Origin of the sequence: Pedobacter gandavensis (assembly GCF_032677645.1) — a bacterium.
GTDB lineage: Bacteria > Bacteroidota > Bacteroidia > Sphingobacteriales > Sphingobacteriaceae > Pedobacter > Pedobacter gandavensis_A.
Window position 1 is genome coordinate 18,924 of the sequence record NZ_JAVTSB010000009.1, and the last position, 13,727, is coordinate 32,650.

The 13,727-nt window shown below is 39.9% G+C and carries 17 protein-coding genes; 9 read left to right on the forward strand and 8 right to left on the reverse strand.

Annotated features, from left to right (window positions below; genetic code table 11):
- Window positions 1–47: 47 nt before the first annotated feature.
- Both R2Q66_RS15625 and R2Q66_RS15630 read right to left on the reverse strand, forming a co-directional pair.
- Complete coding sequence (locus R2Q66_RS15625; protein WP_316750621.1) at window positions 48–1,217, reverse strand: FecR family protein; 1,170 nt, start codon at window positions 1,215–1,217, stop codon at window positions 48–50.
- An 86-nt stretch (window positions 1,218–1,303) separates the two neighbouring features.
- The gene (locus tag R2Q66_RS15630; protein WP_316750624.1) at window positions 1,304–1,900 is read right to left on the reverse strand and encodes an RNA polymerase sigma-70 factor; all 597 of its coding nucleotides are present in this window, start codon (window positions 1,898–1,900) and stop codon (window positions 1,304–1,306) included.
- A 360-nt stretch (window positions 1,901–2,260) separates the two neighbouring features.
- Here R2Q66_RS15630 and R2Q66_RS15635 point away from each other — a divergent pair, with 360 nt between their 5' ends.
- Complete coding sequence (locus R2Q66_RS15635) at window positions 2,261–3,052, forward strand: hypothetical protein (RefSeq protein ID WP_316750625.1); 792 nt, start codon at window positions 2,261–2,263, stop codon at window positions 3,050–3,052.
- A gap of 2 nt (window positions 3,053–3,054) precedes the next feature.
- Here R2Q66_RS15635 and R2Q66_RS15640 read toward each other — a convergent pair whose 3' ends face one another.
- Window positions 3,055–3,291 (reverse strand): hypothetical protein, encoded by a 237-nt coding sequence (locus R2Q66_RS15640; RefSeq protein WP_316750628.1) that lies wholly within the window; start codon window positions 3,289–3,291, stop codon window positions 3,055–3,057.
- A 185-nt stretch (window positions 3,292–3,476) separates the two neighbouring features.
- Here R2Q66_RS15640 and R2Q66_RS15645 point away from each other — a divergent pair, with 185 nt between their 5' ends.
- Window positions 3,477–4,679 (forward strand): DUF763 domain-containing protein, encoded by a 1,203-nt coding sequence (locus tag R2Q66_RS15645; protein WP_316750630.1) that lies wholly within the window; start codon window positions 3,477–3,479, stop codon window positions 4,677–4,679.
- A 143-nt stretch (window positions 4,680–4,822) separates the two neighbouring features.
- Window positions 4,823–5,446, forward strand: a complete 624-nt coding sequence (locus tag R2Q66_RS15650) for a phosphatase PAP2-related protein (protein WP_316750632.1) — start codon at window positions 4,823–4,825, stop codon at window positions 5,444–5,446.
- A gap of 71 nt (window positions 5,447–5,517) precedes the next feature.
- On the opposite strand, the gene R2Q66_RS15655 is transcribed toward R2Q66_RS15650, so the two are convergent.
- Window positions 5,518–6,309, reverse strand: coding sequence for a glycosyl hydrolase family 18 protein (locus R2Q66_RS15655; RefSeq protein WP_316750634.1), 792 nt, complete (start codon window positions 6,307–6,309; stop codon window positions 5,518–5,520).
- Window positions 6,310–6,551: 242 nt separating this feature from the next.
- Here R2Q66_RS15655 and R2Q66_RS15660 point away from each other — a divergent pair, with 242 nt between their 5' ends.
- Genes R2Q66_RS15660 through R2Q66_RS15675 form a run of 4 tightly spaced genes read left to right on the forward strand, consistent with a single transcriptional unit; the run spans window position 6,552 to window position 9,019 of the window.
- Window positions 6,552–6,911, forward strand: a complete 360-nt coding sequence (locus R2Q66_RS15660) for a hypothetical protein (RefSeq protein ID WP_316750635.1) — start codon at window positions 6,552–6,554, stop codon at window positions 6,909–6,911.
- Between the two features lie 8 nt (window positions 6,912–6,919).
- On the forward strand, window positions 6,920–7,567 hold the full coding sequence (locus R2Q66_RS15665; protein WP_316750637.1) for a hypothetical protein: 648 nt from the start codon (window positions 6,920–6,922) through the stop codon (window positions 7,565–7,567).
- Window positions 7,546–8,346, forward strand: coding sequence for a sensor histidine kinase (locus R2Q66_RS15670; RefSeq protein ID WP_316750639.1), 801 nt, complete (start codon window positions 7,546–7,548; stop codon window positions 8,344–8,346). Before R2Q66_RS15665 ends, R2Q66_RS15670 begins: the two co-directional genes overlap by 22 nt.
- 1 nt (window position 8,347) lies before the next feature.
- Entirely contained in the window at window positions 8,348–9,019 is a 672-nt protein-coding gene (locus tag R2Q66_RS15675; RefSeq protein WP_316750641.1) for a response regulator transcription factor, read from the forward strand.
- 55 nt (window positions 9,020–9,074) lie between these two features.
- Here the strand turns inward: R2Q66_RS15675 and R2Q66_RS15680 are convergent, their stop codons facing one another.
- On the reverse strand, window positions 9,075–9,740 hold the full coding sequence (locus R2Q66_RS15680; RefSeq protein WP_316750643.1) for an HAD family phosphatase: 666 nt from the start codon (window positions 9,738–9,740) through the stop codon (window positions 9,075–9,077).
- A 181-nt stretch (window positions 9,741–9,921) separates the two neighbouring features.
- On the opposite strand from R2Q66_RS15680, the gene R2Q66_RS15685 reads away from it, so the two are divergent.
- Both R2Q66_RS15685 and R2Q66_RS15690 read left to right on the forward strand, forming a co-directional pair.
- A complete protein-coding gene (locus R2Q66_RS15685) occupies window positions 9,922–10,401 on the forward strand; it encodes an Lrp/AsnC family transcriptional regulator (RefSeq protein WP_316750645.1) in 480 nt (159 codons plus the stop codon).
- Window positions 10,402–10,440: 39 nt separating this feature from the next.
- Window positions 10,441–11,358 (forward strand): EamA family transporter, encoded by a 918-nt coding sequence (locus tag R2Q66_RS15690; RefSeq protein WP_316750647.1) that lies wholly within the window; start codon window positions 10,441–10,443, stop codon window positions 11,356–11,358.
- 134 nt (window positions 11,359–11,492) lie between these two features.
- On the opposite strand, the gene R2Q66_RS15695 is transcribed toward R2Q66_RS15690, so the two are convergent.
- The 3 genes from R2Q66_RS15695 to R2Q66_RS15705 all read right to left on the reverse strand — a co-directional run bounded on the left by R2Q66_RS15695 (window position 11,493) and on the right by R2Q66_RS15705 (window position 13,725).
- A complete protein-coding gene (locus R2Q66_RS15695) occupies window positions 11,493–11,894 on the reverse strand; it encodes a GreA/GreB family elongation factor (RefSeq protein WP_316750649.1) in 402 nt (133 codons plus the stop codon).
- 129 nt (window positions 11,895–12,023) lie between these two features.
- A complete protein-coding gene (locus R2Q66_RS15700; RefSeq protein WP_316750651.1) occupies window positions 12,024–12,245 on the reverse strand; it encodes a hypothetical protein in 222 nt (73 codons plus the stop codon).
- Window positions 12,246–12,597: 352 nt separating this feature from the next.
- The gene (locus R2Q66_RS15705; RefSeq protein ID WP_316750653.1) at window positions 12,598–13,725 is read right to left on the reverse strand and encodes a winged helix DNA-binding domain-containing protein; all 1,128 of its coding nucleotides are present in this window, start codon (window positions 13,723–13,725) and stop codon (window positions 12,598–12,600) included.
- Window positions 13,726–13,727: the final 2 nt, after the last annotated feature.

A 13,727-nucleotide genomic window follows, 5' to 3' on the forward strand; every position in this document is an offset into this window, starting at 1 on the left:
GCCTGCCAGCAGATCGGTTTTTTTTGAGGCCATGGTTTAGGTTTGCGCTATTTCATAACTGTCAGTGTTTTATAATCTAATTTAAAATGGACCTGTTTAGTTAGTTCGAGTAAGCTAATCAGCTCAGCCAAACTAATATTTCTGGGTAATCTGGCCGTAAAATCGGCCTGAACATTATCTTTATATACTACACGTACATTGTACCATTTTTCAACCTGTTTCATCAATTCAGGTAAACTAATCCCTTCCGTACTGAAAAAACCATTTTTCCAGGCGATCACCTGGTTTACATTGACCTCATTTACCAGATTAATATTTTTATCGGCCTTGTTTAAGATGGCCTGTTGTCCGGGTAAGATTTTCGCTATCTTATCCTCAACTTTCAGCACAACAGCGCCTTCCAGCAGCGTAGTATTAATTTCAGTTTCCTCCTGATAAGCACTGATGTTAAAATGTGTTCCAAGTACAACGACCTCCGTCTGGTTACTCATTTTAACTTTAAATGGTTTCTTTGCATTTTTAGCGACTTCAAAATAAGCTTCTCCGGTTAACTCCACATTCCTTTCCTTTCCCACAAATTGGGTTGGAAATTTTATTTGTGTACCTGCATTGAGCCAAACCTTTGTTCCGTCTGACAGATAAATCTGGAATTGCCCGCCATTTGGTGTTTCGATGGTGTTTATCGTAGCTGGCCCATTTTCTTCCCCCATCACATGATAGACTAATTGGCCATCTGATGTTTTTGAAATTGAAATATTACCCTGTTCAACCAGTACGCCATTTGCAGTGGTATCAAGGTCGATTTTCTGACCATTACTCAGAGTCAAAATCGCTCTATTCCCTCCGGGAGCAATGTCCTGTGTTTGCAATGCCAATAAATTATGTTGTTCTTTTTTATAGAAGAAAAATCCCAGTCCGAGTATACCCAGCATTAAAACTGCCGCATACTTCGTCCAGTTGCTGCTAAACTTCCATAACTTACGAACAGGTACTTCCGTATCTGCAGGCTGGTATACATTGTTAAGTATCTTTTCTTTTATTTCCGGAGTAAATTCCAGAATGGACTGATCAGTCTGGTAGCTAGTTTCCATGAGTTTAACCAATGGCTCATCAGATTTCAATTCGGCAACAAGGCGCATAAATTCTGCACGCTCTTCAGGAGTAGCGGTTTTATCAAAATATTTGCCGAACAAATAATCTAATCTGGAATAGGACATCTGGTTAGGATTTTAAAGCCGCAACAGGCTGCTTTATACTAAAGACACCTAAACTAAAAAAAGGTGGTAATGGGTTTTAACTTTTTTTAAAAAAAGATTCCACACAACAATATGGAAATCACCACTTCATCCATATGGCTATGTACGTACTCCTTAATGGTTTTAGTGGCCAGATACATATGTTTTTTTACCGTTTCCGAACTCAGGTTGAGTTGTTGCGCAATTTCCTCATATTTTAACCTTTCAAATCTGCTCAATTGAAAGATTCGTTTTTGCTGTGGTGGTAACCCTTCAATGGCCTGATCAATCAGCAAACGGAAATCTTCATAAACATCATTTTCCTCTTCCACACGCAGATCTGTTTCCAGTTCCTTTTCGAGCGATTGAAAATGGCTGCTATATCTGGCTTGCTTACGCAGCTGGTTTAAAGTTTTATTCCTGGACAGGATGAACAAATAATTGCTAAAACTGCTGATCCCGGGCAGGGTTTCCCGCTTAAGCCATACCTTAATAAAAACATCCTGTACAATTTCTTCGGTAATTTCTATCGATTCTGTAAGCTTAAAAATATAAGCAGCCAATGATTTATAATACCATTCAAAAAGGATCGTAAAGGCACGTTTGTCCCCTTGGTGGATTTTTAAAATCAGTTCCGCTTCATTAGAAAGAGGTGCTATAGCCATTGAGGTAGTCGTGGTTAGGTATCCAAATCTAATTATCTAATTATAAATTCCAATAAAAAAACAACTACGGAGTACAAATCTGTAAAACAAGATGAATTGCTGTCAATCCCAGCCTCCAAAGCAACAAATCTTAGCTTCGTATTCCGGAAAAAGGTGATAGTTTTTTCATAGAGCCTTTAGTTTCTGGGGCCTTGTCAGGGCCTTTACCCTCTTTAGCTCCGGCCTTGCCCGGCTTCCAGCCCCAGCATAGCCGCAACAACAGCCCAAAAAAGCTTCAATTCCACCTGAAAACCATAACAGCTTATTCCCATTCTTTTTTATATTTGTAAGGAAACAGAATTAATTTCTTTCCGCTTAATTATGAAAAAATCCCTGCTTGCACTCTCCCTGATCATCCTGATGTTTGGCTGTAGTAAAGACGAAGAAAAAACAAAAGTTTACAGCCCGAGAGTTTTAACTAAAAACGAATCCTTTAATCACTATCCTGAAAAAAAGGGCGATTCGATCACGCTATACCAATCAGTTGATCCGAAAGAAGGAGGATTGATGATTATAAAATTCAGAGACAGCTCCATAAGCATACAAGCTGATCCTAAAAAGGCCAGCAATCGCTTTTCTTTTGCAGAATATATCAATAGCCAGAAAACAGCTTTATTGGTTCAGATTGCAGATGAAAACGGATTGGCTGCTCCTTCCTTTATCATCTCCTTAAAAGACGGTGTGGGACTGGAAGTGGTGAGTTTAGACCGCGAAACAAAACCTGGTCCGGGAGAAAAAGCCGGTATGGGTCTAAGTAGATTGGGCCGTACAGGTCACCTGGTAAACAATGATTATTTTATCAGAGGCGTAACGGGAAAAGCTTATGTTCTGAAAAGACAAGATCCGGAACAACGAATTGATGGTAAATTCTTATTGCTATCGCCAGACAGAAACACGATTGTTTTCGCCGCTCCAAAAGCCTTATACCAGGTAAATTATATTGCTGATGAAACTTCAACACTACCTTTACCGGGAGATCAGCCTGCTACCTTAGCCGTGGTGTATAACGACGTTCAAAACAACTATAGTTTTCAGACAAACAAACAAGGTGTTTCCTTTTTGAAAAAGAATGATAACGACAAAATTGTCGACATCAGCGATTTTAAAAAATAGGTTTATACGCCAAAATCATCCAGGGAGTAAGGAAGTTCCTCACAAAAGAAGCCGTTGTTCAGAAGGATATGCTTCACCACAGCAACAGCCGGAATAGAACTTACTACCCTTAAAATTTTATCGACATCTTCAAAAGCAAAGGACCAGTTTTTATCTCCAAATAAAGTGTCCATCACCGGTCTGATTTCCGTTAAATCTTTGGAATCCTGTACCGATGTTTTAAAAATCATAATATTCATGGTGTTTCGGTTTAATGTTTAGGAATAAATTTCCCTAAAAATGTAACTTCCAGGGCTTATAGAAAAGTACCGGCAGTTCAACCCAATGAAAAAACCGACGAATAGCGGAAAATTACCGGTGAACGATTTTAATCCTCCACAATATTACGCTTAAATTCCGGTTATTTTTACTAAATTTGTTAGTAATGAGATTATCAGGAACAGCAGATTTACCTTTGCATTATGGTCATTTACCAGGTTGGCTAACGGAACGGATGACCCGCCTCGGTTTAGCCATTACGGAGTCTATCATTGCCGAGTATGGTACTGCCGAAGTATTACGCCGCTTAAGCGACCCCTTTTGGTTTCAGAGCCTCGGAGCCGTTATGGGGATGGACTGGCACTCTTCCGGCATCACCACTTCTGTGATGGGTGCATTGAAAGCTGCCATCAATCCTTACAGTAAGGAACTGGGCATTTACATTTGCGGTGGCAAAGGAAAAAGATCCAAACAAACTCCGGAAGAACTCTTAAAGATTGCCAATCAGACAGGCTTAGACGGAAACCACCTGGTACGCTGTAGTAAACTGAGCGCAAAAGTGGATAATACCGCGATTCAAGACGGATTTCAGCTTTATGCGCATAACTTCATCCTCAATAAAGAAGGCGTTTGGACGGTTGTCCAGCAAGGAATGCATGCGCATAACGGAACAGCGAGAAGGTATCACTGGCATGCCGCAGCAATCCGGTCTTTTGTGGAAGAACCCCATACCGGTGTTTGCGGAATCCATCAGGGAGAAATTATAAACCTCGTTGCAAAAGCAGCTGCCCCCGCTCAAAAGTCTATGCTGGCCATGACGATGGAACATCCGGACCGCATGATGAAGGAAGCAAAAAAGCTGATCATGCCCAACCACCATGACGTAAAAGCCAAAGATGTAGACCTGAAACGCCTGGGTGCCATGCTCTGGTTAACTCAGGAAAAACAACCGGCAGATTTTGAGGAACTGCTGTTATTGCAGGGTATGGGGCCAAGAACCTTACAATCACTGGCCCTGGTGAGCGAAGTCATCTATGGAACACCTTCCCGTTTTACAGACCCCGCACGTTTTTCTTTTGCCCATGGCGGAAAAGATGGTCACCCCTTTCCAGTTCCTGTACAGATCTACGATGAAACGATTGAGGTACTCAGTAAAGCGATTCAACAGGCAAAAATAGGGCAATCTGATAAGCAAAAAGCCATTCATCAATTGAGTACTATTGCGCGAAATGTTGAGAAGGATTTTATTCCAAATGATAATTTTGAGGCATTGATTGAAAAAGAAAGGAGAGATTCCTGGAAATATGGCGGAAAAACGGTGTTTGGGGATACTAAACCCAGACAAGAACAACAACTCCGCCTTTTTTAGGCTAAAAAAATACTAATTATCTGTTTAAACATCTTATTTATTTAGAGAAATAAACGCTATTTATGGGCTTGGCTATTCATTTATAATAGATTAATTCCGTTATTTGTTTTGTTTAGTTTAAAAACCAACTACAGCACACATTAATGCAGTTTAAACAATTCTCCTGGCAAATTGCCTGGGATTACCCGCCATTCAGACTTAAATTTATCCTGGGGATCTCTATTCTTGCCCTGATTCTGCTTTTTATCCCTCATTTTTTCGCTTTTGTGGAAAACAGAGAGAAAGGATTTACACTAAACGACTGGTTGCTGGAACAAATCCCTGCAGTTGATGTATCCTGGTGGATTTTTGGCATTCTCTACGGGATGGCTTTATTCTTCATCATACGCATGTCGAGAAACACCTCCATTTGCCTCACCGCCCTGTGGTCGTACATATTTCTCTGCACCGCAAGGATCATTACCATTACTATTGTTCCCCTTCATCCCCCAAAAGATATCATTGATTTAATAGATCCTTGTTCTGTTCTTTTTTACGGTGGAAACGTGATCACTAAAGATCTTTTCTTTTCTGGTCATACTGCAACGATCTTTTTAGGCGCTTTGTGTCTTGAAAACAGAAAAGAAAAAGTAATCGCTTTTACTGCTGCTGCAATTATTGGCGTATTGCTGCTGGTTCAGCATGTACACTATACAGCTGATGTGATTGCTGCTCCATTCTTTAGCTGGATCTGCTGGTATTTCGGGAAATCAATTCAAAAATTATAAGCTTAAAAAAAAGCGGAAACAATTCCTGAGAACTGCTTCCGCGAGAAGAGATTTGAGAGCTCCTGTATCTTTTAGATTTTATTTGTTATCGGTTTAAGTGCTTTAATGAGGCTATTGGTATAATGAAAATCCTTATCCAGATTGATGTTAAAAAGCATCATTCCACCTTTTAAGCCGTTATCCGGCTGCCATTGTGAAAGCTGAATCGCTTCAGCCAGGGACGTTGGCTGATGCCGTCCCGGTTGTACGCCAAACAATAGTTTTTTACTCCCTACCAGACCGCTGTACAATTCAAACTGATTGATCATCGTTTCCATATCCCAAAGGTATCCTGCCAATGCAACGTAATCAAAACAAGCATTGCAACGTTTCAACAATTGTTCATCCGCATAATACTGATAGGTCACATAACTCATCGTTTTCCCTGTTGAAGATTTGGGTCCAAAGTATTTAGACAGCTCCATGATGACATTGATAAACGTATCATCAGGAGCATCCCCCCCCATTTCAGGATCTACATCTATCCCATCCAGCCCCCAGATATTGACCACCAGTTCATAAACTTTGGCTGCAAAATCCACTGGATCAGCAATCGTATTCCAGGAGATTTTTGGATGAACAGCAGTCGCAATTGAAGCCATCACTTTAACACCCCGATGTTGTTGAATACGAACTCCCCGCAGAATATTCTCCCAGCTTATCCCATTACTCGTGAGGTATAAATGTTGTAATGTTTTATCAGGATCCAGATTAAGGAGAAATAAATTAATCACATCAATCCCATCGGGTAATTCTTCAATAATCATTTTTTGATTCGCATAACCTAACCAGTAGGCAATAAACAGAGGATCCGGGGCTTTCATAGATAAAATGGACGTTAAATATACTGGTTCAATAACAGATAAAGATCAACAAAGCATGGAACCTATAAATACGCTGGAATACCTGAATGAATAAACAGGTATTTATACCCATCTAAATAACAGAATCGTAAGAAATTTGAATTAACTGTAAATAATCTGTAAGCTTAAAAAGGAATGTTTTATTTTAGATTAAGAATTTGAAACAAACTTCTCTAAACAAACCAAAAAATTATTCAAAAAACATGAAAGAAGAAGCGCCTAAACACGACAAAAGCATTTTTGAAATTTCTTATGCTAAAGCTAAAAAAATCACTACTGCCTGGGATAAGCAAGGTCATTTTATCAAAGGCTACCTGGTTGATGCCCAGGAATTGAGAGACATGGTGGATCAGGAAGGCGTTAGCTATGTAAGGATGTATTTTGGATGGGATGATCAGATGGAAGAAGGAAGACAACAAAGAATGATTATGGTTCCTACGGATAAATACGGAAGTGATCTGATCCCTGAAGGAGCTAAAACTGAAAACTCAGAAGAAGAAAGTAATATCTTTGATTTCACGATGCCTTGTCCACCAACCTGCTCACCTACACCAGGTCTTTAATTTAAATAATGGCTTCAACACTCGAAAAAATTTACTTATACTTTTCAATGGGCATCATCATTTGCCCATTGATTTTGGCGTTGATCAACGTTAAATCTTACCCGAAAGGACTAAAAGTGATCACCTTATATTTGGTATGTATCGCATCGATTGGTGCTTATAGTGCCTGGTTATGGGCACAAAACAAAAATAATCTCCCGGTATTACATGTTTATACGATGGTAGAATTTACCGCCATCATGCTGTTTTATCAGGTGATCTTCAAGATTTATATTGCAAAGAAATGGTTTGTGCTGCTCATCGCCGTGTTCCTCGCCTTCTGCCTGCTTAATGCCACGTGTATCCAGGATTGGAAAATATTCAATACTTATCCACGTACCCTGGAAAGCATCCTGGTCATCAGTGCCTCTTTATATTATTACTATAAAATCACCCGTCAGACTTTATATACACAAATTGAAAAAAGCCCTGTATTCTGGATCAATACCGGTTTCTTCATTTACTTTTCGGGAAGTTTCTTATTGTTTACCATCAGCAATTATATCCTGCCATATAGCTTTAAATTCAATATGATGGTTTGGCAATTCCATGCCTTCCTTTCTATTGTCAACAATATCCTAATCTTTATTGGCTTATGGCAACACAAGAAAACATAGATGTTTACTTCTTTCTCTTTACAGGAATGATTGTGATGTTTATCCTGAGCGCTGCCGTTGTGGTGCTTTTCTTCGTCTATCAGAAAAAATTCTTCCATCAACAGGTAAATCTCAGAGAAAAAGAAGCAGAATACCAGCAAAAACTACTGCACAATAACATCGAAAAAATAGAGGAAGAAAGACGTAGGGTTGCAAAAGATTTACACGATGAAATAGGTAGCATTTTTTCTACAATTGGCATAAAAATCATACAGTTCGAGAAGAAGAATAATGGCCCGGGCATAGCTGTCGGTGGCATGGACTTCATCAAAGAAACCAAATTACTGGTGGATAAAGGGGTGATGAGTGTGAGGCGTATTTCTCACAATATGATCCCAAATGAGTTGGAAATGTTCGGAATTGCCGCAGCAATTGAAGAATTATGTTTCCAGATAGAAGGTTCTGATGGACTGGATGTCAGCTTTGAAAGCGAAGGTCTTGATAAATGTGCCGCTGCAGAAATAGAACTTGCCCTTTACCGGATTACTCAGGAACTGATCAGTAACACGGTGAAACATGCGCAGGCAAAACACGTGGAAATACAACTGAACTGCTCAGAAATGGAAGTGATTTATCAATATAAAGACGATGGAATTGGCTTCGACAAAGATTTGGTTCGCAGAGGATTAGGCATACAAAACATCACCAGCAGGGTAGAAATGAACGGCGGACAACTTACCCACCATACCGGCACTTCCGGTTTTGGCGTCTCCATCTATTTTCCTGCAATAACTAAATAACATGAATAAATTGATAAGAATTGCAGTCACGGATGATCAGGTGATGTTTAGAGAGTGCCTGGTGAATAACATTAAAAGCTTTGGAAACATGGACGTTATGTTTGAAGCCGGAAATGGTCTCGAACTACTAAATGCTATGGAAAAATGTGGCGATATAAAACCAGACATCGTCCTGATGGATCTGAATATGCCGGAAATGAACGGTATGGAGGCCACCAAAAAATTGAAAATAGCCTATCCGGATGTGCGGGTGATCGTACTTTCCGTACATGGAGAGGAGAAACATGTATCGAGGATGATTCAACAAGGAGTAAATGGCTATATCGCCAAAAATTCCGAACTTTCTGAATTGAAAAACGCCATAGAAACGACGTATAATAATGGCTTCTATTTCAATGAAATGGTCTTGAAAACTCTGCAATCGGGGAAACTACTCAACAAAAACAACCTGAGGGGCTTTGATGCCGGATCTTCGCTCACCCAACGCGAAAAAGAAATACTAGGGCTGATCTGTGAAGAACTCACTACCGCCGAAATTGCCGATAAACTGTCGATTAGCTTACGCACCGTGGATGGTCACCGGAATAATTTACTGGTGAAAACCGGAGCAAAAAATGTAGCCGGACTGGTGGTATTTGCTTTTAAACACAAAATTATTGATACTGATATTTAATTGTTTACTCTTATTTCGTAACAAATAGTTAGTTAACTACTGTTACTTTTTTAGCTTAAAATAAACCCGCTTCCAGTAATGCTGTTTTAGCAGCCTTTAAATCCAGGAATAATTCATCCGCTATGCTCAATGACGGATGAACTTCCAGATTGCTTTGTACCGCAATACACCTGATCCCCGCTGCTTTTGCCGCTTTTATACCATTAATCGTATCTTCATATACGATACATTCTTCCTGTTTTAAGCCAAGCATTGCACAACATTTCAAATAACCTTCGGGATCAGGTTTATTCTGAATCACATCTGTTCTGGTGAGCATCAGTGTAAAATATTTACCTAATCCGTTTCTTTCGAAAATTGCAGTTACGTCTTCCCGGGGACTGGAGGTCACAATCGCCAGTAACAACCCGCGTTCCTGCAGAAATTCCAATAACTCTAAAGCATAAGGCATCAATTCCACATCCTTCGTTTTCAACCTTTCCAGGGTAAGTGCCTCCCTCCTTTTCACTACATCCTTTAAAGAAGCGTTTATGGCGTACGTTGACAACAGGTTTTTCGCATTCTGCGGAAGCTGAATCCCTGCATAGTTCTTTAACCAATCCGGGTAATCCAGCTGAACACCATAGTCGGCCAATATTTCATTCCAGCATTCGAAATGAAAATACTCAGAGTCGATCAATGTTCCATCAAGATCAAATAGTACAGCTTTCAGATTTTTCATAGTTGATTTAATGTTTTTTTGTCATTCCAATGAGGTTTCCCGGTAGTTCCGGAAATATAGTGTAATTCAGTTAAAGCATACTCCCAAGGGAAAAATAACCAACAAAGCCTTACAAAAAGAATTATAATCACTATTATAAATTATTACTGAATATTATTCTGAATTTATATATATTTATAGAATGATAATCGAAAACAACATCAGTTTAGATAAGATCGACCTTGCCATTTTAAGGTTGATGCAGGAGAATTCACGGATCTCCAATGTTCACATGGCTAAAGAATTGGAAATGGCTCCTTCTGCTGTGTTAGAACGCGTGAAGAAATTGGAACAGAAAAATGTGATTACACAATACACCGCGAGAATCAACCCCGCCGCTGTGGACTTGAAGTTACTCGCCTTTATTTCGATGAAAGCATCTCACAGTATCGGTTGTACCACCACCGCAACTGAACTCGCAAAAATTAAGGAAGTACAGGAAGTACATATTATTGCGGGAGACGACTGTTACCTGGTCAAGGTAAGAACCGCAGATTCGGCCTCCTTAATGGCATTAATGAGAGATTCCTTTAGCAAAATAACGACTATACAATCTATACGAACCACAATTGTACTCGAAACTGTAAAAGAAGAAATACAATTGGTCATCCCTGAAAAATAACCTGAACCTATGATACCTCCTGCTAAAACCGCTTCCCCAATGATGGTATATCTGGCTTTTGCCATCGTTTATATTGTTTGGGGCTCTACCTACTTTTTTATTCAAAAAGCCCTTGCCGGATTTCCACCCTTTATACTGGGCACCTTCCGCTTCCTGGTTGCCGGAGGACTGCTCATGTCCTGGTGCGCCTTGAAAGGAGAGCAGATTTTTAACAGGAGAAACATTAAAATCGCCGCAATTGGCGGGATATTAATGCTGGGTTTAGGAAATGGCATCGTAATTTGGGTAGAACAGTTTATTCCCAGCGGATTGGTAGCCATCATGGTTGCTTCCGCAGCAATTTGGTTTGTGATTCTGGATAAACCCAAATGGAGAGAGAATTTTAAAAGCCAATCTACCCTGGCCGGACTGATTATCGGTTTTATCGGTGTGATTTTGCTCTTTGGCGAACAAATGATCCATTCCTTTAACAGTCACCAAAGTACCAAACAGATTATTGGAATGAGTTTGCTGGTTGTTGGTCCTATTGCCTGGGCCGGAGGATCGTTATATGCTAAATATAAAACCGATCCGGACAGTTCTGTAACCGTAAATACGGCATGGCAGATGATTGCAGCGGGATTGTTATTTATCCCCGGCAGCGTTTTCAGTTCCGAATACAAAACTTTTCAATGGTCGCAGGTTCCTTTGGATGCCTGGCTTTCTATTGGTTACCTGATCATTTTTGGCTCTATCGCGGCTTTTAGTGCTTATGTATGGTTGTTAAAGGTCAGATCTGCCACACAGGTGAGCACTTATGCTTATGTTAATCCGGTGGTAGCCATCCTACTTAGTCTGGGTTTTACCAATGAAAAGATCACATTTATTCAAATTATTGGACTGTTTGTCATTTTAGGAAGTGTGCTACTCATCAACCTGGTGAAATATAGAAACAGTGCTAAAGTTGTAGTAGCATAAAAATCAGGAATCCTAAAGATTTAACAATAACCTTTATCATCAGCGCGATCGTAAAAACCGACAACAAAAAGCCGCATCAAAAAATTTGATACGGCCTTTTGTTGTAAACAATATAACACTCAAATAATGCTGATCTAAGCGATTTTACTCACCTCTTCAATACGGTAAACCTTAATACCATCAGCCATTTCCCATTGCAATTGCGCGCCTTTAACATATCCTACCATCGCTACGCCAATTGGCGATAAAATAGAAAGGGTTTTATGCTTATCTCTTGCTCTTGATGGTGCAACTAATTTATAAGTAAATTCATTACCTGATTCCATTTCTCTTACCCGTACAGCTCTGTCTACAGTAACCACATCTTCAGGTAATTCCCTGTTCAACACTTGTCTGGCAAAACGAAGCTCCAGTTTTAATTTTTCTTCATTGAACTTACTTAGCTTTCTTCTCCTTAAATGATCTTTTAACAAGTCAAAAATTCCAGTTGATAAAATGATAGGGGTCTCGTCTATTTTTAATGAATTTGTAGTCATGATGTTTGTTTTTGTAGATTAAATGATAAAATAGTGCATTAATTATTGTGGTATTCCCTTGCCCCAGTCTAATACTCAACTGAGGCTAAACCATCAAAATCCCTGCTCCTCCTAACCAATATCCCCATCTTAGTAAACATTATTTTTTTCTTTCCCTAAAACCAAGTGATTCTCCCGCACCCTAAATTGATTATAATCTTGAAAAGCCGCCATCATCGCAAAAAAAGAGACAGAAAGGCCAATCCATAATGGTTTAACCATCAAAATGGAGATCAGTAAAACACAAAGGTTTAATAGAGAAAGTAATACAAGAACAATCCTTAAAAAGGATATGATGCCTGATTTTTTCATGATAAGAAAGAAAAAGATAAAAGGAAAAAAGAATTAAGGTAAAATCCCCAAACCTTCAGAAAGGTCGGGGCTTACTTAATAAAGTCCTTGCTACTTTTAAGAAAAGAATCCCCCAAACGATATTGTAGAGATAAAAAATGGCAAGACACAGCCGATACCCTTCGCAATTGTGTTGCGAGCTGGTTATAGCGGAAGTGATTGATATGCCTGATGGGATCCATTATACCAAAGGTAGCCCTAATGCCTGGATATAAAAAATATACTAGTGTTTATCCGGATATTCCCCTCCCCTTTGACCAGATTCTGACCATCAAGGGATTAATTTATCCGGATATGAGCATTACCGCGGATTTTAGCCAATCTTGATGACCTCTATTTCCTTGTCCAGGAATATCCCGAAGTTAACCGCTGCTATTTCCGTTAACTCTAAAACCTCCGGATTCACCGAACTAAAAAAACGCGCTTCAAACCGGAATTTACTTCCTTTTAAAGTTCTTTTCCAAACACCTTTAACCTGGCCATTTACAAGTACCACCGGATAGAAAATTCCATTATTGGTAAAAGCATGGGCATGATGTTCCAAAGGAAATGAAGCAGTTCTATCTTTATAACTGATCAAAAATTCATCAAAAGCTGGCAATAAATATACAGCCGGTTGATCGTAATCCCTGGTTAATCGTTTCGCGCCAGATGATTCCGGGTAAAATGATTCCTGACAAAATGATTCAGGAATCCAATATACCCCTGAGCCTATCTCTTCCACAACAAAATCAGATTTGATCATTTCCAATCCTTTTTTCGAATCCGTTAAGGATAAACCAGACCACCACTTAAAATCTAAAAGCGTAGCCGGACCATGACTCGTAAAATAACGGTGTGCCAGTTTAGCCAATGCCTCTTCTCTTTTTAAAGGGGCAGGCCTGGGCACCCGCTCTTCCAGCAAAGCATAAGTAGCTTTGTTATTTTGATGCGCCCCACTACAAATGATCCCGGCTACTTCTGCCCAAAGCAGGAAATGTGACAGATACTCGCGATCAGAACAAATCCCGGCATCTTTCAGTGCAAAGAGCAAGGCCGCTCTATCCAGATGAGGCGCTTTCAAAAAGGCCTTTTCCATGACCTGATTAATCCTCAGGTAATCCTCCAGAATAATACCAAACTGTTTAAGCCTGGATTTCATTTGGGGTACTAATTGTGGGGCCGACAATTCCAGCATCCACCAAATATCGCTGGCTGCCACAAAATGCCAGGTTGGCCTCAATACATGCGTTCTCAGGATCTCTCCCTGATCAATGGCATTCTGAATAGACCTTTCTGTTAAACCTTGCCCACGAAGCCCTATTGCCCAACAGGCCATAGCGTAATCCTGGGCCTGGATAGCTCCCATCCAGGCCACAATATCTTGGGCCTCAGCAACACCAGCCCGGGGGTCAATCCTTTGGGTCTTCAACCTGACATTTGAAATATCCTGCAAATTCATAA